Origin of the sequence: Streptomyces sp. ME19-01-6 (assembly GCF_033793745.1) — a bacterium.
In the GTDB taxonomy this organism is placed as follows: domain Bacteria; phylum Actinomycetota; class Actinomycetes; order Streptomycetales; family Streptomycetaceae; genus Streptomyces.
The window spans coordinates 111,822-130,566 of the sequence record NZ_JARAXF010000009.1 but is presented as its reverse complement, the minus strand read 5'-3'; the positions used below and the strand labels follow the sequence as shown (position 1 = coordinate 130,566).

General features: G+C 69.8%; 16 protein-coding genes and 1 pseudogene. 7 read left to right on the top strand and 10 right to left on the bottom strand.

Annotation, left to right across the window (positions count from 1 at the left end):
• Positions 1–90: 90 nt before the first annotated feature.
• From PV419_RS22145 to PV419_RS22130, 4 genes are all read right to left on the bottom strand, one after another.
• Positions 91–1,716 (bottom strand): hypothetical protein, encoded by a 1,626-nt coding sequence (locus PV419_RS22145; protein ID WP_319691482.1) that lies wholly within the window; start codon positions 1,714–1,716, stop codon positions 91–93.
• Positions 1,717–1,741: 25 nt separating this feature from the next.
• A complete protein-coding gene (locus PV419_RS22140) occupies positions 1,742–3,286 on the bottom strand; it encodes an ArnT family glycosyltransferase (RefSeq protein ID WP_319691481.1) in 1,545 nt (514 codons plus the stop codon).
• A 388-nt stretch (positions 3,287–3,674) separates the two neighbouring features.
• Positions 3,675–4,967 carry a glycosyltransferase gene (locus tag PV419_RS22135; protein ID WP_319691480.1) on the bottom strand — a complete coding sequence of 431 codons (1,293 nt, stop codon included), beginning with the start codon at positions 4,965–4,967 and terminating at the stop codon, positions 3,675–3,677.
• Entirely contained in the window at positions 4,964–5,461 is a 498-nt protein-coding gene (locus PV419_RS22130) for a GtrA family protein (protein ID WP_319691479.1), read from the bottom strand. Before PV419_RS22130 ends, PV419_RS22135 begins: the two co-directional genes overlap by 4 nt.
• 454 nt (positions 5,462–5,915) lie before the next feature.
• Between PV419_RS22130 and PV419_RS22125 the strand changes: the two genes are divergently transcribed.
• The 5 genes and pseudogenes from PV419_RS22125 to PV419_RS53335 all read left to right on the top strand — a co-directional run.
• The gene (locus tag PV419_RS22125) at positions 5,916–6,974 is read left to right on the top strand and encodes a S8 family serine peptidase (protein WP_319691477.1); all 1,059 of its coding nucleotides are present in this window, start codon (positions 5,916–5,918) and stop codon (positions 6,972–6,974) included.
• 14 nt (positions 6,975–6,988) lie between these two features.
• The gene (locus tag PV419_RS22120) at positions 6,989–8,293 is read left to right on the top strand and encodes a glycoside hydrolase family 6 protein (RefSeq protein ID WP_319691475.1); all 1,305 of its coding nucleotides are present in this window, start codon (positions 6,989–6,991) and stop codon (positions 8,291–8,293) included.
• Between the two features lie 325 nt (positions 8,294–8,618).
• The gene (locus tag PV419_RS22115; RefSeq protein WP_319691473.1) at positions 8,619–8,966 is read left to right on the top strand and encodes a DNA-binding response regulator; all 348 of its coding nucleotides are present in this window, start codon (positions 8,619–8,621) and stop codon (positions 8,964–8,966) included.
• 8 nt (positions 8,967–8,974) lie between these two features.
• Positions 8,975–10,240: a glycoside hydrolase family 5 protein gene (locus tag PV419_RS22110; RefSeq protein WP_319691471.1), complete on the top strand. Its 1,266-nt coding sequence runs from the start codon at positions 8,975–8,977 to the stop codon at positions 10,238–10,240.
• Between the two features lie 253 nt (positions 10,241–10,493).
• Positions 10,494–10,952, top strand: a pseudogene (locus PV419_RS53335) (signal peptidase II); the annotation flags it as partial.
• A 19-nt stretch (positions 10,953–10,971) separates the two neighbouring features.
• Here PV419_RS53335 and PV419_RS22105 read toward each other — a convergent pair.
• The 6 genes from PV419_RS22105 to PV419_RS22080 form a co-directional block, all read right to left on the bottom strand.
• Positions 10,972–11,454 carry an anti-sigma factor gene (locus PV419_RS22105; RefSeq protein WP_319691469.1) on the bottom strand — a complete coding sequence of 161 codons (483 nt, stop codon included), beginning with the start codon at positions 11,452–11,454 and terminating at the stop codon, positions 10,972–10,974.
• Positions 11,451–11,996: an RNA polymerase sigma factor gene (locus tag PV419_RS22100; RefSeq protein ID WP_319691467.1), complete on the bottom strand. Its 546-nt coding sequence runs from the start codon at positions 11,994–11,996 to the stop codon at positions 11,451–11,453. The genes PV419_RS22105 and PV419_RS22100 overlap by 4 nt, the downstream gene beginning before the upstream one ends.
• 150 nt (positions 11,997–12,146) lie before the next feature.
• Positions 12,147–12,959 carry a zf-HC2 domain-containing protein gene (locus tag PV419_RS22095; protein ID WP_319691465.1) on the bottom strand — a complete coding sequence of 271 codons (813 nt, stop codon included), beginning with the start codon at positions 12,957–12,959 and terminating at the stop codon, positions 12,147–12,149.
• Positions 12,956–13,549, bottom strand: a complete 594-nt coding sequence (locus tag PV419_RS22090) for a sigma-70 family RNA polymerase sigma factor (RefSeq protein ID WP_043491081.1) — start codon at positions 13,547–13,549, stop codon at positions 12,956–12,958. Before PV419_RS22090 ends, PV419_RS22095 begins: the two co-directional genes overlap by 4 nt.
• Before the next feature lie 210 nt (positions 13,550–13,759).
• Complete coding sequence (locus PV419_RS22085) at positions 13,760–14,788, bottom strand: rod shape-determining protein (RefSeq protein ID WP_319691463.1); 1,029 nt, start codon at positions 14,786–14,788, stop codon at positions 13,760–13,762.
• A 211-nt stretch (positions 14,789–14,999) separates the two neighbouring features.
• Complete coding sequence (locus PV419_RS22080) at positions 15,000–16,712, bottom strand: bifunctional 3'-5' exonuclease/DNA polymerase (RefSeq protein WP_319691461.1); 1,713 nt, start codon at positions 16,710–16,712, stop codon at positions 15,000–15,002.
• Positions 16,713–16,887: 175 nt separating this feature from the next.
• Between PV419_RS22080 and PV419_RS22075 the strand changes: the two genes are divergently transcribed.
• Together PV419_RS22075 and PV419_RS22070 are read left to right on the top strand one after the other, a co-directional pair.
• Positions 16,888–17,994, top strand: coding sequence for a glycoside hydrolase family 43 protein (locus PV419_RS22075; RefSeq protein ID WP_319691459.1), 1,107 nt, complete (start codon positions 16,888–16,890; stop codon positions 17,992–17,994).
• A gap of 415 nt (positions 17,995–18,409) precedes the next feature.
• The gene (locus PV419_RS22070; RefSeq protein ID WP_319691739.1) at positions 18,410–18,634 is read left to right on the top strand and encodes a DUF397 domain-containing protein; all 225 of its coding nucleotides are present in this window, start codon (positions 18,410–18,412) and stop codon (positions 18,632–18,634) included.
• The last annotated feature ends 111 nt before the right edge of the window (positions 18,635–18,745 follow it).

Here is an 18,745-nt window from a genome sequence, read left to right as displayed (position 1 = left end):
CACTCCAGGACATGCATGGTACAACTATGGAACACCGGGCTTGTCTGTGACTGTCCCCGGCCGGCCCCCCCGGCCTGTGCGCACATGTGCCTAGTGCCCCTGGCCCTGGCCACTCGTGTTGTTGATGCCGGCCTTGGCGACCCCGCCGCTCTTGGAGCCGATGAGCTTGAAGGACACGCCGTTCTCGTCGGCCGTGGTGATCCGGTACGAGCCCACGGCGGACGCCTTGCCCCGGCCGTCGACCTGGAAGACGGCGATCTTCCGCCCGGCGACGCTGCCGTTGCCGGCGTAGACGGTCACCGTCTCGTTGGGCGCGAACCCGGCGCAGTAGAAGCTCAGCGTGGTGCCCGCCTTGCCGCCGAAGGTGCTGGGCTCGGCGCTCGGGGAGTACGGCAGCACGGTGAAGCCCGAGCGGACCACGGCCCGGCTCTGGTCGCCGATCGCGGTCAGGCTCTGCCTGCCCTTCAGCCCGAACGGCACGTCGAACGCCACGTCGCGGATCTGGCCGAAGGAATTGGCCTGCGTGGTGAAGGCGGGGAGACCGCTGGTGGCATTGATGTAGACCAGCACCCGCTCGTTCGGCGCGAACCGGTTCCCCGACAGCCTGATCCGCTGTCCGGCCTTCAGCGCGTACGGGGAGGACTTGATCGCCGGGTACAGGCTCAGCATCTGGAACGGCGCGGTGGCCGTGGTCTTGCTCTGCTGGCCGACCAGCACCATGGTGCTCTGGCCCGTCGGGGCGACGCCGACCCTGATGTCGGCGCGGCCCACCCCGCCCGAGCTGTCGGTACGCAGCCTGGCGACGGGGGTGCCGGTGGTCCGGCCCCAGAAGACGTTGATCTGCTCGCCCGGCTTGAAGCCGCGGGCGCTGACCGAGACCACGTCGCCCGGCCTGCCGACCATCTTGTTGATCCTCGCGGTGCCTATCGCGCCGCCGGTGATCAGCTCGGCTTCGGCCGTCCGGCCGCCGCCGCGCTGCTGCGCGACCAGCGTGCCGGGCCTGCCGCCCAGCGATTCCGGCATGGTGAAGTTCGCGTAGAGCGAGCCGTGCTTGTCCGTCCGGACCGTCCGGATGGCGCGGCCCTTGGTGCCCGACCGCTTGGTCTTCAGCAGCAGGTCCACCGTGCTCTTGGGGGCGAAGCCGCCGCCTTCGACCGACGCCTTGCCGCCAGGGGCGACCAGGCCCGGGTTGATGACGATGATCGGGCCGGAGGCCTGCGGGACCCGCTGGTTGCCCAGTCTGATGGTCTTGGGCTTCTTCGTCGGGACGACCTCCTGCTGCTGGGTGTCGCTCTTCTTCTGGCCGCCTCCGCCGCCGGTCGTGTTGAGGGCGTTCCCGAAGCCGCCGCGCACGACCATCTGGACCAGCGATCCGACGAGCGCGCAGGCCACGAGGGTGAGCAGGACCGTCTTCCAGGAGAGCCGCTTCCGCTTCCCTCCGGCGGCGCTCGGCTTCCTCAGGGGAGCCTTGGAAGCCTTGGGGGTGCGCCTGTTCGGGGGCTCGTCGTAGTCGACGTCATCGTCATCGTCGTCGTAGGCGTCGTACTTGTCGGAGCTGTCGTCTCTGTCGTCTCTGTCGTCTCTGTCGTCCCTGCCGTAGCTGTCGTCCCTGCTGTCCCTGTCGCTCCTGTCACCCCCGTGTTGCTCGTCCGCCTCACGGGTGTCGTATCCGTCGTCGTACTCTTCGTACTCGTCGTAGTCGTCGTACTTGGGCATGGTCTTCACCTCCTCTTCCGGCGGGCTATTTGTTCACCCGGTAGATTTCCAGCCTGATGCCACCCCGGACGTCCGCCCATACCCTTTCCGAATTCCGTAGCGCCGCCAGGATCCAGTTCTCCCGGCCGTCGCCGTTGTTGCGGTGAATCGAATTGCGCATCTTGTTGGACATGATGATGTAGTCGACGTTCTGCCATCTCTTGCGGAAGAGCTTGTCCCGCAAGGCAGGGTCGGACGAGGCGTTCCAGTGGGAATGCGCGTACGGATAGAACGGGTGCACGTCATGCAATTCACCCCACATGTCGTCGTCCATGATGATGCGCGCCTTGGGCGAGACGTGCTTGCGTACCCAGGCGATCTGTGCCTGCTGCATATGGGTCAGGGCCAGCTTGGACTGGTACTGGTCCGCGACCGCGACGCGGCCCTCGGTGTTGACGGTCAGGACATATCCGGTGGACGGCGCGGCCAGCAGCAGTACGCCGAGCAGCGCGGGCACCGCGATCCGCACTTTGGAACTCATCCGTCCGAGCAGCCTGCGGAGAACCGGCCGCCTCAGCAGTCGGTCCGTGACCATGCCGATATTCATGGCGAACATCGGAATCAGCGGGGTGATGTAGAAGTCCAGCACCACGCTGCCGCGCAGCAGATAGAAGGCATATCCGAAGGCCAGCGTCCCGGCGACGAAAAACCCCAGATCCCGCCGGTGTTTCCGCATTCCCCACCACAGGCTGATGCCCGTGGCGGCCATCCCGGCCAGCAGCAGGAAGGCGTCCCGGGGCAGCCAGCTGGTGTACAGCAGGCCGTGGTGGCTGAGCAGGCTGCCCTGGCTACGGTTGATCTGCCACCACAGGGTGTAGAGCAGCGAGACGTGGTCCGCGGGCGGATTGGCCAGGTCGAAGTCGAGCCCGCTGGGCAGCAGCTCGTTCTTGAGCAGGGCGTAGGTGATGTACGCCCCGATCGGGGCCGCCGCGGCGAATGGCCACAGCGTTCGGGTGAAGCGCCGGCCCGCGGAGCCCTGGATCCTCCGATAGAGCAGATACATGAAGGTCGGGGCGAAGAAGAGCGCGTTCTCCTTGGTGATCAGCGCGATCCCCAAGGCGATTCCGCCGCCGAACGCGGATCTGATCGTGGTCTCGCGGCGCAGCAGGGCGTACAGGGCCAGCAGCACCCAGAACATCATCAGGTTGTCCAGCAGCACCTGGCGCTGGTAGTACACCGCGATCGGCGAGAGGTTGAAGAAGAACGCGGCGATGGTGGCGGCCAGCACGCTGCCGGACAGCCTCCGGGTGACCTCGAAGAGCAGCACGACCGAGGCCAGGTGCACCAGCAGCATCAGGAACCGGCCGGTGTTGATCGCGTTGCCGAAGGCCTCGAACTGCTTCGGCAGCGGGAACGCCCAGCCGGCCAGCGTGATCCAGCCCGCCGGGGCGTGGTCGTAGTCATAGGTGTACGGGGACAGCCTGGTCTCCCGGACCAGTGACCAGGCCCGCTGCATATAGATGCCCTCGTCGGTGAGGTACAGCGGATAGCGGAACAGGTGGTAGCCGTGGCTGAGCAGCCCGGAGAGCACGGAGAAGAGCAGCGCCAGCCGACCGGTGCGGCCCAGCCGGGGGAAGATGCCGCGCTCGACGGACAGCCGGGGCGGACGCCGCCGCCGGGGGCGCCGCGGGGGCTCCTCGACCGCGACCGAGCGCGGGGGCCGCGGCGGCCGATCACGCCGCTCGGGTCGCTCAGGGCGCTCGGGTCGCTCAGGGCGCTCGGGTCGATCACGCCGCTCGGGTCGCTCAGGGCGCTCGGGTCGATCACGCCGCTCGGGTCGCTCAGGGCGCTCGGGTCGATCACGCCGCTCGGGTCGCTCAGGGCGCGGGGGCCGCTCGGGCCGCTGGGATGGGGCAGGCCGCTCGGGCCGAGGGGGCCGAGGGGGCCGAGGAGGCCGCGGGGGCAGCGGAGGCGTGGGGTCATGCGACACGGGAGTCCGCCTCCTCGGTACGGGCCCGGTGGGCGCCCACGTGCTGGGTCTTCTCCCAGTCGTGCCGGCCGAGCAGCTCCCGCCGCATGGCGCGCACCGCGGCATAGGCGAGGACCATCTGGAAGGGGAACCAGGAGATCGCCATCTTCACGACCGTCCCCGGTGTGGCCTCCAGCCCGTGCGCCCCGGTGAACTCGTACAGTCCGACCGCGGCCACCAGGAAGTGCGCGCACAGCAACAGGACGGGCAGATAGGAGAAGAGCGCGATCAGCACGGGCACCTTGAGGATGAGGATCATCCCCAGGGAGATCGGCAGATACAGGCCGAGCAGCGCCTGGCCGTGCGGGAACGCGAGGACATAGAAGGCGAGCCATCGCTGTTTGCGCGTGGGCATCTGTTTCCAGGTGCCTTTCTTGAGGGTCTGCATGAACCCCTGGCTCCACCGGGTGCGCTGCCGGATGAAGTGGCCGAGGGTCGGCGGCGTCTCCTCCTTGGTCACATAGCGGTCGTCGTAGACCACGCGCACCCGCTCGCCGCTGGCCGACACCCGCAGGCCCAGGTCCGCGTCCTCGGTGAGATTGCGGTCGTCCCAGCCTCCGAGCCGGACCAGCAGCTCGCGGGCGAAGAAGACGGTGTTGCCGCCGAGCGGAATGGACCCGTAGTGGGCGTGGTAGTGCAGCCGGCTCTTGAACCAGAAGAAGTACTCCAGGACGTTGAGCGTGGAGTACCAGTTGGAATCGAAGTTCATCAGCTGGACGCCCGCCTGCACCACCCGTACCCGCTCCTTGAGCATGACCGTGTTGACCAGCAGAAAGATCTCGGGATGGATGTCGTCCTCGGCGTCGAAGATCGTCACCACCTCATGAGTGGTGTGCGGTAGGGCCACGTTGAGTCCGTGGGGTTTGTTGACCGGCTTGTCGTCGAAGACCACGACCTCGACGTTGTGCAGACCTTCCCGGTTCAGCTCGGCGATTTTTTCTTCCGCCTTTTTGATCGTGCCGGTGTCGTCCTGCGAACAGATCACGAAGACCTCCAGCAGTTCGGCCGGATAGTCGGCCCGCACCACCCGCTCGATGGTGGTCTGGATGACGTCCTCTTCGTGCCGCGCCGGCAGCAGCACGCTGAAGGAAAGACGCGGCCGGACAAAGGTGTCCGGGGCCCTGGCTTTTCGCTCGGCGTCCGCCCGGTCCCAGGTGTAGAGCATCAGGTAGAGCACATGGGCCGACTGAATGGTGAGCAGTACCGAGATCAGGACGAGGCCCAGGTAGATGATGGATGTCATCGGCCCTGCCTCCCCCAGACCCAGCCCGCGCTGGCGGCGAAATTCGCCGTGAACGCGGCGGCGATGCCGAGGCCGTTCGCCAGCAGGAGATGGATTCCCGACCCTTCCAGCAGCCAGACCACCAGAACGTTGACCGCGAGCCCGCCCAGCACGGATACATTGAATTTCAGAAACCGCCGGACGGACGGGGTGGACACCGCGAAGGTCCAACGGTCGTTGAGCAGATAGTTGTGGACCACGGCGAGTTCTACCGCGACCGGGGAGGCCGCCAGCAGCGGCCAGTGGGCCCAGCGGTAGAGCGCGAAGAGCGACGCCGTGTTCACCAGCACACCACCCACGCCGACGACCGCGAATCGCAGGATTAGACCGCTCAGGGCGGCCAGCGGGCCGCTCATCGAGAGCGTTCGAAAGAACACTCCTTTTCGCTTGCGGGTGTTGTCCACCCGTTCGCTCGGGTCGCTGGTGCGATCGCTGCACGTTCCGAAACGCTGCATCGCGACTCCCTACGCAGGGGGCTCTTTCGCCGATGTCAGTCCAAGAGTGCGCCCCCGGATTTCCGAGGACATCACGCCTTCGGGGGAGGGTGTACTCCACCTTCGGTGGAGCGGCTTTCTCCCCCGTTTTGGGGAGGCCCGGAAACAGCGCCTGCAACCGGTCCCCCAAAAAGGGGAGCGGCAGGTCCCCCGCTCGCGGGTGTCCGCACCGCGGAGACCCGCAGAAGATGAGACGGCCAGGCGTCCGCCGACGGCCTCGCGTCCCACGGGGATGAAGGTAGGTGACGTAATGTCAGGTCACGTGATGATGTCGCATCGCTCATTCGCCGCCCGGACCGGGGCAGTTATCGCCCTGATGGCGCTCTCACTCGCCCCCTCGGCGGCAATCGGTGTTTCCCAGGACGTTACCGGGGACGTTCCCCAAGCTGTTTCCCAGCATTCTGATTCCGGAGCGATGCACGATTCCGAATGGGCGCTGACCGCTCTGCAGGCCAAGAAGGCATGGAAAATAAGCAAGGGCGCCGGGGTGACCGTCGCGGTCATCGGCACCGGTGTCGACGCCGCCCACCCGGATCTGCGCGGACGGGTCCTGGCCGGCAAGGACTTCGGGGACGGCCCCAGCGGCACCGGCACCCGGGACCAGGGGCTCGCGACCGAGCAGGCCACCCACGCGGCCGGGATCATCGTGGGGACCGGCCGGAACTACCGGGGCAACGGGCTGCTGGGGCTGGCGCCCCAGGCCCGGGTGCTGCCGCTCGGGGTGTACGAGGGCCAAAAGCCGCTGGCCGACGCCGCCGCCAGGGCCATCCGCCACGCGGTGAGCCGCGGGGCGCAGGTCATCGATGTGGCGGTGTCCTTCAAGAAGCCGAACGCCGCGCTGCGGTCGGCGGTGACGTACGCGATCGCCGAGGACACCGTGGTGGTCGCGGGCGCCGGCGACAACGGCAAGGACGGCAACCGCCCCACCTACCCCGCCGCCTACCCCGGGGTGGTCTCGGTCGTGGCGACCGACGAGAAGGGCGCCGTGTGGACCGACTCGCACCACGGCGGGGCCGTGACCCTGGCCGCGCCCGGCGTCTCCATCCTGACCACCGCGCCGAACAGCGACTACTGGACCGGCGAGGGCACCGCCTACGCCGCGCCGTGGGTCGCGGCCGGTGCCGCGCTGCTGCGCTCGGAGCACCCGCGCTGGACCGCCGGTCAGGTCGTGCAGAAGCTGATCGACACGGCCGACCGCAAGGGGGCCTCGGGCCGTGACCCGCGCTATGGCTTCGGGCTGATCGCCCCGGCCAGGGCGCTGGCGGACCGCGCCGCGCCGCCCCCCTCCACCAGCCCGCCCGGCTCCGGGCAGGCGACCGCCAAGCCGGACCGCGAGCACTCCGCGGCCCGGTCCGAAGATGGATCGGCGCTGGTGGCGATAGGAGCGGTGGCGGGGGGCCTGGCGGTGCTGGCCGTCATCGCGGTCTTCCTGATCAGCCGCCGCAAGCCCCCGCCGAACAACTCCGACAGCTGAACGGCGGACCCGGCGTGAGTGAGAGGACCCCCGGGACGACGGGGCTTCGCGGGCGGCTGGGGTTCTGGCAGCGGCTGAGGCTTCAGGCGCTGCTGCTGGGGCTGATAGTTCTGCCGAGGTGGCTGGGGCTTGTGGTGGTGCCGAGATGGCTGACCCGGCGGGGGCGCCCGGGCCCTTCCGGCCGCGGGCGGCTGCCACGCCGGGAACGCCGGGCGTGGCGGGGGCAGCGGAGGTGGCGGCCGTGGCGTGAGCGGCGGGTGTGGCGGGCGTCGCGGGAACGCCAGGCGTGGCGGGGGCGGCGGCCGGGCCTCCGGTCCCCACTGCGGACGGGCAGAGGCATCGCCCAGCTGCTGGCCCTGACCCTGATGGCCGAGGTCGCGACGGCCGCGACGACGCTCCATCCACCGGCGGGCTGGGCCGGCGACGAGTCCGCCTTCCCGCTGCCCAAGCCGTACTTCCCGGTCACGACCCGGTTCTACACGGACCCCGACAACCCCGCGGCGCAGTGGGTCCGCGACAACCCCCGCGACCGCCGGGCGGCGGTCATCCGCAGGCGCATCGCCGATCAGCCGCAGGCCGCCTGGTTCACGGACACCGACCAGGGCCGGGTCGAGGCCCAGGTACGTCAGGTGGTGCGGGCCGCCCGGGCCCGCGGGCGGGTGCCGGTGCTGGTCGCGTACGCCATCCCGCAGCGCGACTGCGGAAAGCACAGCTCGGGGGGCATGGCGAACCTGTCCGGCTACCGGCACTGGATCGGTGGCTTCGCCCGGGGGATCGGCGCCTCGCGCGCCGTCGTCATCCTGGAACCGGACGCCCTGGCGCATCTGACCTGTCTGAAGCGGCGGCAGCAGGCCGAGCGGTTCTCGGCCCTGTCCCAGGCCGGGCGGACGCTGCGGCAGCAGGCCGCGCACGCCCGTATCTACTACGACGCGGGGAACTCCGGCTGGCTTCCCGCACCGGTCATGGCCGAGCGGCTGGGGCGTGCGGGGATCGACCGGTACGGGGACGGCATCGCCCTCAACATCTCCAACTTCAACGCCACGCGCGACGAGGTCCGCTACGGCCTGTCCGTCCTCAGAGAGCTGCGTCTCCCCCGGCTGGGGGCCGTGATCGACACCAGCCGCAACGGCGCCGGACCCACCCGCGACCACCGGTTCTGCGATCCGCCGGGGCGCAAGCTGGGCACGCCGCCCACCGCCCGTACCGGGATCCCCGGGATCGACGCGTATCTGTGGGTCAAGCAACCGGGCCAGGCCGACGGCTGTGCCGCGACCGCCGGGCTCTTCGTCCCGGGGTATGCCTTCCGGCTCACCCGCTGAGCGCCCCGGGGGCCCTGATCCTGATTCGCCCTCTGACCTCCTGATCCGCTGACCTCGGGGCTTCCGCCTGCCCTCGACGGTCACTCTGTGCAACAGATCCACAGCAGAGCGGAGCGAAGTCGCCCGCCAAAACCGGACATAAAGCCATCAAAGCGGCCGAATTCCGCCTACCTCAATCGAGGTAGGCGGAATTCGGTCGTTTGGCGTGCTCGGAATTCCTGCAATTGAGGTAGCGAGATTTCAGCCATACGTACGGTGATTCGGGCCCGGTGGATTCCCTAATGTCGGTGAGCGAAAGGGAAAGCCGCCCGAAGGAGCTCCACCGATGAAAAGAGTTCTCGTCGTGGAGCACCACCATCTGGTTTCGAGTGCGATCGCCGACCTAGTCGCCGAAACACCGGGACTGGAACTAGCCGGCGCCGCCAGATCGGTCCGTGAAGCAATTTCGCTGGCCGAGCGCAGGCAGCCGGATGTGGTGCTCATCGACGTGGACAAGTCGAGCTGGAAATCGCTCCGTCTCGACCTGTTGGTCGCAGATCTCCTCCCACGTGCGCGGCTTGTCCGGCTGACCGCAGTCTCCGACCCGCGAGTGGAATGTCTGGACCCTCCGACGAATATCCCCAGCGTCCTGAAAACAGCCATACCCCAATTCCTCAGGAGTCTCACCGAATGAATTCCCCCATGGACAACAACGTTCCGACCGTTTCCGAGGCCACCGAGTCGAAGCGTGGCCCGCGCTCCTACCGGCTGCGTGTCGGTATTGCGGCCGGAGTTGTCGTGGCTGCTGCCATCGGTGGCACCGTGACCGCGTTCGCTCTGAATTCCGATTCTTCCTCGTCCGGCTCTTCCGCCTCGTCCGCCAAGGGCTCGGCCGTCGACGGTCCGCTGTCCACCCGCGGTGGCGACATCGTGGACTCCAAGGGCCACAAGGTCGTGCTGACCGGTGTCAACTGGTTCGGCGCCGAGACCGGCAGCTTCGCGCCGCACGGCCTGTGGACCCGCAGCTGGCAGAGCATGCTCGACCAGATCGCGCACAACGGCTTCAACACGATCCGGCTCCCGTACTCCAACGAGATGTTCGCGGCCAAGAGCAAGCCCAATGGGATCGACTTCAAGCAGAATCCGGACCTGAAGGGCCTCACCGGCCAGCAGATCATGGACAAGATCGTCAAGGGTGCCACCGACCGCGGCATGATGGTGATCCTGGACCAGCACCGTCCTGACCAGTACGGCCAGAGTGAGCTGTGGTACAGCCAGAGCCTCACCGAGAAGCAGTGGCTGGACGACTGGACCCAGCTGGCCAAGCGCTACGAGGACAACCCCCGGGTGATCGGCGCCGACCTGCACAATGAGCCGCGTGGCCAGGCCACGTGGGGCGACGGCAACCCGAAGACCGACTGGCGCCTGGCGGCCGAGAAGGCCGGTAACGCGATCCACTCCGTCAACAAGAACTGGCTGATCTTCGTCGAGGGCACCGACCGTCACAAGAACGAGCAGTTCTGGTGGGGCGGCGACCTCCAGGGTGTGAAGAAGTACCCGGTCAAGCTGAAGGAGCCGAACAAGGTCGTCTACTCGGCGCACGACTACGGCCCGGGTGTGTACAACCAGAACTGGTTCATGGCCAAGGACTTCCCGAACAACATGCCGGCGATCTGGAAGAAGCACTGGGCCTACATCAAGCAGCAGAACATCGCTCCGGTGCTGCTCGGTGAGTTCGGTGGCCGCAAGACCGCGGGTAAGAGCTCCGAGGCCGTGTGGCAGAACGCGCTGATGGACTACCTCAAGAAGAACCAGATCAGCTACACCTACTGGTCCCTGAACCCGAACTCGGGTGACACCGGTGGTGTCCTCAAGAACGACTGGAAGACGGTCGACAAGAACAAGATGAAGATGCTGTCCAAGTACCAGACGCCGCTTCTGTCGGCGAAGGGGAAGACGTCGGAGTAACCCCGAGACGGTACGGCCGCCGCACCCCGGCGGTGGACAGCGAGGGCCCGCAGGCATTCCGCCTGCGGGCCCTCCGTCGTGTCCCCGTAGGGTCGGGTCCCCGTAGGGCAAGCCGTGGGCTGTCGAAGCGCGGCCTCGGCAAAAACGCGGGCTCATCGGGAAGCGACAGGTCACCTCGCCGGGTTTCCTGTCCGGGCCCGCTTTCCGCGCCGGCCCCGACGGCGCGCGGAGGCCGGCCGCGAGGAGGCCGACGATGAAGCCCCAGCAGCGCACCGGCCGCGTACTCTTCCCGCTGGCCGCACTCGTGGCGGCGGCGGCCGACCAGGTGAGCAAGGCCTGGGCGGTGGCGGCCCTCGGCGGCACCGTGGGGCCGCAGGGCGAGTTCGGGCCGGTGCACACCTTGCTGGTGCGCAACACCGGGGTGGCCTTCGGGCTGGGGCGGGGCCGGCCCCTGCTGATCGTTGTGATCACCCTCGTGGGGGCGGTCGGGACGCTGGCCGCCGTGGGCGCGGGGCTGCGGGTCCGCAGCCGGTCCCGGGCGCTGGCCCTCGGGCTGATCGCCGGGGGCGCGCTCGGCAACGGCGCCGACCGGGCCGTACGACACCCCGGGCCGCTGCGGGGCGCGGTCATCGACTGGATCATGGTGACGGCCCGCGGCCCGGTGTTCAATCTTGCCGACGCCGCCCTGGCGATCGGCGCCTGCCTGATCCTCCTCGTCCTGCTGCGCGACCTCACCCTCCCGCTTTGGGGACCGCGCTCTCGCTGGCGCCCGGCTCCCCGGGCGGCAGCGGCGCCTCTTTGGACGCCAGGTCCGGAGACGCCAGGTCCGGGGCCCCGCCCCGAGGCCGCTCCAGACCCTGGACCCCGTCCTTTACCCGGTCCTGGATCCGGTCCTGGGCCCCGTCCTGGGACCGCTCCTCGGCCCGGCTCCGGACCGGGTCCGCGAGGGAGCTCGCGAGATCGCGGAGCCGTCCGAGCGCCGCTTCGTCCGGGCCCTCGCGGGCCCCGCGGGAGGCCAGCGCGTTCGTGACGCGCTGATGCGCGGCCAGCTCCCGCGCACAGCGGTGGCACCGGGCCACATGGGCCCGGACCCGGCGCGCGGCCGGCGCGTCCAGCTCACCGTCCAGGTACGACTGGAGCTCCGCGCCGTCCGCGAGGCACTCGCTGGCCTGCCGGCGCTCGGCGCTCCGCCACCACATCCACCACCTGCTCATGCCCCACCTCGCTGTCCTTGAGGTCCCGCGGCCACCAATCGATCCCGGATTCGTTTGCGCGCCCGGTGCAGCCTGCTCATCACCGTCCCTTTCGGCACGCCCAGCACCCGCGCGGCCTCCGCGTACGACAGCCCGTCCACATGCACCAGCCGCACCACCTGCTGGTCGCGCAGCGGCAGCGCGGTGAACGCGGCGTCCACGGCCTCGTCGAAAGCCGTGTCGACCACCAGCTCCTCGGGTGTCGCGCCCGGGGCGGACGCGAGCCGGTCGAGTTCGGTGTCCGGGTCGTCGAGCAGATGCGGTCTGCGCTGACGGCGCCGGCTCACCTCGGCGTGCCGCATGATCGTCAGCAGCCAGGCGCGCGGATGGCGGCCGTCGAACCGGCCGACCGCCCGGTAGGCCCGGAGCAAGGTGTCCTGTACCAGGTCCTCGGCGTCGGCGGGCTGCGCGGTCAACGACATCGCCACCCGCAGCAACACCTCCACCTCGGGCAGCACGTACTGGGCGAACATGCGCTGTTGACGGGCATCCGGGTCAGCCACGGGTGCCTCCTCGGATCCTGACCCCCGGGACGCGGTGACGACTGTCACACCCTGTGTAACACCGCGCTCACATCGGCGCACGCCACGATCGGCGGATCGAGTGAGGGCCGGGGCGGTCGGGGGAGGGGAGGGGGAGGGGACTGCTCGTACTCAGACCTTCACGGAGACCAGGAGCTTCCCGTCGAGCGTGCGGATCTCGAAGTGGTCGATGTCGGCCAGCTTGTAGGCCGCGCCGCCCTGGGTGAACAGGGGGGCCTGGGCACTCTGGTCAGGGCTGTCCGCGATGCCGTACCCCTGAGGGGGCACCGACCAGGTCGTCATGACCTGCTTCTGGCCGCTCTTGGGGACCGCGATCAGGCTGCACGCGAGGGGGCCCTTGACGTTCTTCAGCCGCAGCATGGCGTCGAGGCCCCACTTCTTGTCCTTCAGGGCGATCGCCGCGTTCACCTTGGTGCCCGGGTCGGTGGCCTCGACCTTGGTGGGCATGTCGTCGAAGACCTTGCTCGCGGTGGTCGCGGCGGTGATGGTCGTATTCGAGCCGTCGTCGGAGGTGAGAGCCACGGCGCCGAGCGGTCCGCCGATGATCAGGACGGCGGCCGCGGCCACCAGGGAGAGGTGCCGACGGCGCCGACGACGACGGACCACGGCGACCTCGCCGACCATACGGTCCAGCAGCCCGGGGCCGGGGCGCGCGGTGAGCGTCTCGATGGCGTTGGGGGTGGAGGTGAAGGAGTGCGGGACGCCGGTGAACCCGGGCCGGCCGGGGGCACCGTGGATGCCGGGGACGTCGGAGGCCAGCTCCGCCAGCATGGGTTCCAGCCCCGCCAGCTCGTCGAGCCGGCGTCCGCACTGTTCACAACCGGCGAGGTGCTGCTCGAAATACGTGGCGTCCGCGTCGTCGAGGACGCCGAGTACGTACGCGCCGACGGCGTCGTGCCCGGCGTGGTGCGCCTGCGCGGTCATGCCGTCACTCCTCTTTCCTCGAGCGCGAGCTTCATGGAGCGCAGCGCGTAGAAGACCCGGGACCGCACGGTCCCGCTGGGTATGCCGAGCGTCTGGGCCGCCTCGTTGACCGTGCGGCCCTTGAAGTACGTCTCGACGAGCACCTCGCGGTGCGCGTCGCTGAGGTCGTGCATCGCGTCCGAGAGGGTCATCAGCCGAAGGGCGCGGTCGATCTCGTCCTCGGCGGGCATGAGCTCCAGCGGTGACGGGTCGACTTCCTGCGGACGTGCCTGGCGGCTGCGGTGCCCGTCGATGACGATCCGCCGGGCCACGGTGACCAGCCAGGGCCGGATCGAGCCGGTGGCCCTGCTGAGCTGGTCGGCGTTGCGCCAGGCACGGACGAGGGTCTCCTGGACGACGTCCTCGGCCCGGTGCCGGTCGCCTGCCACCAGACGCAGTACGAAGGCGAGCAGCGGCCCGGCGTGCTCCTGGTAGAGCGCGCGCATGAGCTCCTCGTCCGGCGTACCGCGCTGGGATCTCGACCGATGTGCATCGGTCACGGCGGCGTCGTCGCGCACCAGAACCTCCAGGACGGAACCCGAGTTGGACATCATCAGCAGACACTCCCGGTGTGTTGGCCGGGGGTGTGTGGCCCGGACGGCCTCTTCCTCCATCACTACGGACGGGGCGGGACCGCCGCTCAACTCGTGGCGAAGATTCTTGAAGTGCCGCGGACGGCGCCGTGCGGCATTGGCCGCCAGGCGTGCCGTACTGGCCGCCAGGCGTGCCGTACTGGCCGTCAGGCCGCGCCGCACCGGCCGTCAGGAGGCCAGGGGGTCCAGGACGACGGGCCTCACCGAGCCCTCGATCATCGCGCCCAGCCCCTCGACCGCGCAGGTGTCGGGGCGTTCGGCGATGTGCAGCGGCATACCGGTCGCCTCCCGCAGGAGATCGTCGAATCCGGGCAGCCCCGCGCTTCCGCCCGCCAGCATGATGCCGCGCTCCGCGAGGTCGGCGACCAGGTCGGGCGGGCAGCGGCGGAGCACCGCGCCGACCGCGTCGAGCACCCCGGTCAGCGGGGTCTGCACCACGGCCCGGATCCCCTCGATGTCGATCTGCACCGAGCGGGCGAGGCCGGTGGCCACGTCCCGGCCGTGCACCTCGGTGTCGTTCACGGCCGTGCCGGCGGCGCCCAGGGCCAGGTGCAGTGGGCGGACGGCCTGGCTCGGCAGCATCAACGCGTGCTCGTTGCGCACATGTTGGACGACGGCGTGGTCGATCGTCTCCCCGCCGACCGGCACCTGCTCGGCGGCGACGATCGAGCCCAGCGACAACACCGCGACCTGGGTGGTGGCCGCCCCGCACACCACGATCATCGTCGCCTCGGGCCGCTCGACCGGCAGGCCGCAGCCCACGGCGGCGGCGATCAGGGCGTCGACCAACTCCACCCGCCGGGCGCCGAGCCCGGTCAGCGTCTCGACGGCGGCGCGCTCCGCCAGCGGGTCCGCGTCGTGCGGGACGCAGACGGCCGCGCTCAGCAGCGGCTTGCGCCGCCAGGCCCGGCGCAGTTTGTTGCCGACGAGGAACCGCAACATGCGCTGGGCCATGGCGATGTCGACGACCCTGCCGCCGGACACAGGCCGTACGACCCGGATATGGGCGGGGGTACGGCCCGTCATGCGTTCGGCGAGCGACCCCACCGCGATCAGCCCCCCGGTGCGGGTGTTCACGGCGGCGACGGTCGGCTCGTCGACGACGAGGCCGGTGCGCTTGAGATAGACCCGGGTCCTGGCGGCGCCGAGGTCGACGGCGATGGAGCAGCGGCGCAACCGATCGAGGCTGATGTTCATGTCAGGTCTCCCGCGTGGTCAGGTCTCCTGTGTGATCGGGTCTCCGGTGTGGGCGGCGCGTCGGGCCGTCGCCCTGGCGGCCCTGTGATCATCGTGTGTACGGGAGCACGCGCCTCGCCTGCGGTGCTGCGCCGGTCGGGCGAGTAACGGCCGTTTGTCTGCCGAATTATGCGATGCGTGGGCCGTATGGGCCGTATGGGATGTGTTCGGCTTATTCGCCGGCGTCCGGGGAGTCCTTGGCGTCCGCGTAGCACTCCACGGCGGCCGCGGTGAGCGAGAACCGCACGGGCGTCTCACCGAAGGCGATCCGCCCCGCCGTCTCGCCCGCCGCCGCGATCGCCTCCCGCACCTGCGGGACCTCCTCGGCCGGGCAGTGCACGATGACCTCGTCGTGCTGGAAGAAGACCAGCTCCGCGCGGAGCCCCGCCCCGGCGAGCGACTGCCGCAGCGCGGCGAGCAGCAGCACCGCCCAGTCGGCGGCGCTGCCCTGGACGACGAAGTTACGGGTGAACCGCCCGCGGGCGCGGGCGCCGGCCGTGCTGCCGTACGTCGGCTCCTCCTCCTGGTCGCGCGGCAGGCCCGCCTCGTCGGCCGGGTCCCCGTCGGCGGAGGCGGGCGGGCAGGTGCGGCCCAGCCAGGTGCGCACCAGCCGCCCCTCCTCGCCCGCCCGGGCCGCCTCGTCCACATACGCCACGGCCGCCGGGAAGCGGCGCCGCAGGGCCGCGAGGTGCTTGAGGCCGTCGCCCGAGGTCTGGCCGTAGATCGCGCCGAGGAGCGCGAGCTTGGCCTGGTCGCGCCGGCCGGAGAAGGCGCGGTCGGACAGCGTCGCGTACAGGTCCCGCCCGCTGCCCGCGATCTCCATCAGGCCCGGGTCGCGGGAGACGGCCGCCAGTACACGCGGCTCCATCTGGTCGGCGTCGGCGACCACCAGCCGCCACCCCTCGTCGGCGACCACCGCCCGCCGCACCACCTTGGGGATCTGCAGCGCCCCGCCGCCGTTGGTGGTCCAGCGGCCGGAGACCGTGCCGCCGGGCAGATACTCGGGCCGGAAGCGGCCGTCCCGCACCCAGGACTGCAGCCACGCCCAGCCGTGCGCGGTGTGCAGGCGGTAGAGCTTCTTGTAGCGCAGCAGTGGCTCCACGGCGGGGTGGTCGATGCCCCGCAGCTCCCAGGCACGGGTGGAGCCGAGCGCGATGCCCTCGCGCGCGAACGCCTTGACGACCTCGGCCGGCAGATCGGGCCGCACCCGTACACCCCCGAAGGCGCGGGACACCTCGTCGGCCAGCTCGGCCAGCCGCTGGGGCTCCAGGCCGCCCGGATATCTCTCGCCGAGCAGCTCGTCGAGCAGCTCGCGGTGGCGGTCGGCCCGCCAGGGCAGCCCGGCCCGCCGCATCTCGACGGCCACCAGCATCCCGGCCGACTCGGCGGCTGTCAGCAGCCGCATCCGGCCGGGGTGCTCGGCCGCCTCCGTACGGGCCAGCTGTCCGGCGTAGACCGCGAGCAGCGCGTCGAGGGGGTCGGTGCCGGGCGGCAGCGGCACCGGGCCGGGCTCGAAGAGCGACGGCTGGGTCTCGGCGGCCCGCACCGGCGGGTCGTCGGGGACCGCCAGCCCGCGCAGCCGCGCCCATGCCGCGGCCAGCGAGCGCGGCTCACCGGACCGCCCCTCGTGGCCCAGCAGCAGCGCCTCGGCGGCCTCCAGGTCGTAGCACCGCTCGACGCGGACGCCGGCGGCGAGGAGCCGTGGGTAGAGCTCGGAGGTCGACCGCCACACCCAGCGCTCGACATCCGGCCGGGACCGTATGGCCTCGACGGCACCGCCGGCCGCGGCCGTGACCTCGGCGATGGGGCCGGCGGCCCGCCCCGCGGGGTCCAGTGGACAGAGACGAGCACCCCCGTCGCCCGTCTCCGCCACCGCCCATCTCATGTCGGTGAGTGTGACAGGAGGGTCTGACAAGACCGCGGAGGTGCGGCATGGACGGCAGTGAACGAGGTGCGGCCGTAGCTACGGCTGTGAAAGGGGTTGACCTTGAGACGCGGCAGCTCTATTTTCCGTCCGGAGTGACGAATGGCGTTCGAAATCTCGAACCTTGGAGCCGTCAATGACCCGCACCCGTACCAGAGCGCTGCCGCTCCTCGCAGCGGCTCTTCTCGCGCTCCTTGCCTTACTGCAGACGGGCGGTGCGCCCGCGGCCAGGGCCGTTTCGCCCGCAGCCGGAGCCGACTCCGCTGTGGCGGCCGGGACGTTCACCAACCCGATCGTGACGCAGAACGGCGCGGACCCGACGATCATCCGCTACGCCGGGTACTACTACCACCTCGGCACCACCTGGGCCTCCCACTGGGAGATGCGCAGGGCCACCACGCTCGGCGGCCTGAAGACCGCGGCCCCGACCACGATCTACCGCGAGACCGTCGCGTCCCGCTGCTGCAACTTCTGGGCGCCCGAGCTGCACCGCCTCAACGGTCCCAACGGCCTGCGCTGGTATCTGACCTACAGCGCCGGCGTCTCCGCGGACATCGACCACCAGCACGTCCACGTCCTGGAGAGCGCCGGAAACAACCCGCTGGGCCCGTACACGTACAAGGGCCAGGTCGATCCGTACGGCGACAACCGCTGGATGATCGACAGCAGCTATCTGTCCATGCCCGACGGCCGCCTCTACATGCTCTACTCCTTCTGGGAGGGGGGCACGCAGAACCTGTACGCGGTCAGGATGAGCAACCCGTGGACCCCGACCGGCGGCGCCGTCCGCATCGCGAGCCCCACCTACAGCTGGGAGAAGGTGGGCTCCGGGGTCAATGAGGGGCCGACCATCCTCCAGCACGGCGGGCGGACCTTCCTGACCTTCTCCGCCTCGCACTGCAATACCCCCGACTACAAGCTGGGGCTGATGGAGCTGACCGGTAGCGATCCGCTTGCGGCGGGGGCGTGGAAGAAGTTCGCCAACCCGGTCTTCCAGCGCAGTGACGCGAACGGGGTCTACGGGCCCGGCCACAACTTCTTCTTCCCGTCGCCCGACGGGAAGGAGGTCTGGATGGCTTACCACGCCAATTCCAAGGCCACGGACGGCTGCAGCGGCACCCGGACCACCCGGGCCCAGAAGGTGAACTGGAACGCCGACGGCACCCCGAACTTCGGCACGCCGGCCTCTACGTCCACCGCCCTGGCCGAGCCCTCCGGGACACCGGCCGCCGCCGGGCGCTGACCCCGCCCGAGGTGAGCGCGAGAACCGCAGGCCACACCGGTGGCCTGCGGTTCTCGCTGTGTCTGGAAGATCTTGTGCGCTCGGGAGCTTTTGGACGCCATGCCTGGAATGGCGTGATCCGGAAGAATTTCCGGGTGTGGGCGAACCTGTCGGGCCTCTCCTGCGTCACCTCTGTCGACCGTATGTGTGGACCGTCTGCGTCGACCGTACGGACCGCCGTTGCCCTACGCTTCCCAGTGATCATCGGGTGATCGTCCGGATACGCATGGTGCACGTGCATCTGCTGGTGCATCTGCGAATGCATTTGCTCATTCGAATGCTCATGCATTCGCAGGCCAACAAGGTTATGATCCGGGTCAGTTGACAGCTGCACTCATCAGTGGAGAGCCCTGTGCGCGACCACCCGTACAACGGCATGGCGGCCGCGGACCTTCAGGAGGCCGCCTGGCAGAAGAGCAGCCACAGCAATTCCCAGGGCTCGTGTGTGGAGTTCGCCAAGCTGCCGGGCGGACATGTCGCCGTACGGAACTCCCGCTACCCGGACGGCCCGGCCCTCATCTACACCCCGGCCGAGGTCGAGGCGATGCTGCTCGGCATCAAGGACGGCGAATTCGACCACTTGGTGCGCGACCCGGCCTGACCCGGCCCGGTCTGCCCCGCCCTGGCCTGACCTGACGCGGCCCGATCCGGCCCCGCCGCGGTGAGCGACACTGGTAGATGGGTGTGATGCCCGGCTGGATGAGACGGCTGG

Bases quoted from the DNA above. Each gene is read 5' to 3' on its own strand.
- PV419_RS22145 (WP_319691482.1), bottom strand. From the start codon at position 1,716: ATGCCCAAGTACGACGACTACGACGAGTACGAAGAGTACGACGACGGA.
- PV419_RS22135 (WP_319691480.1), bottom strand. From the start codon at position 4,967: ATGACATCCATCATCTACCTGGGCCTCGTCCTGATCTCGGTACTGCTC.
- PV419_RS22130 (WP_319691479.1), bottom strand. From the start codon at position 5,461: ATGCAGCGTTTCGGAACGTGCAGCGATCGCACCAGCGACCCGAGCGAA.
- PV419_RS22125 (WP_319691477.1), top strand. From the start codon at position 5,916: ATGCACGATTCCGAATGGGCGCTGACCGCTCTGCAGGCCAAGAAGGCA.
- PV419_RS22115 (WP_319691473.1), top strand. From the start codon at position 8,619: ATGAAAAGAGTTCTCGTCGTGGAGCACCACCATCTGGTTTCGAGTGCG.
- PV419_RS22110 (WP_319691471.1), top strand. From the start codon at position 8,975: ATGGACAACAACGTTCCGACCGTTTCCGAGGCCACCGAGTCGAAGCGT.
- PV419_RS22105 (WP_319691469.1), bottom strand. From the start codon at position 11,454: ATGAGCAGGTGGTGGATGTGGTGGCGGAGCGCCGAGCGCCGGCAGGCC.
- PV419_RS22095 (WP_319691465.1), bottom strand. From the start codon at position 12,959: ATGACCGCGCAGGCGCACCACGCCGGGCACGACGCCGTCGGCGCGTAC.
- PV419_RS22090 (WP_043491081.1), bottom strand. From the start codon at position 13,549: ATGTCCAACTCGGGTTCCGTCCTGGAGGTTCTGGTGCGCGACGACGCC.
- PV419_RS22085 (WP_319691463.1), bottom strand. From the start codon at position 14,788: ATGAACATCAGCCTCGATCGGTTGCGCCGCTGCTCCATCGCCGTCGAC.
- PV419_RS22080 (WP_319691461.1), bottom strand. From the start codon at position 16,712: ATGAGATGGGCGGTGGCGGAGACGGGCGACGGGGGTGCTCGTCTCTGT.
- PV419_RS22075 (WP_319691459.1), top strand. From the start codon at position 16,888: ATGACCCGCACCCGTACCAGAGCGCTGCCGCTCCTCGCAGCGGCTCTT.
- PV419_RS22070 (WP_319691739.1), top strand. From the start codon at position 18,410: ATGGCGGCCGCGGACCTTCAGGAGGCCGCCTGGCAGAAGAGCAGCCAC.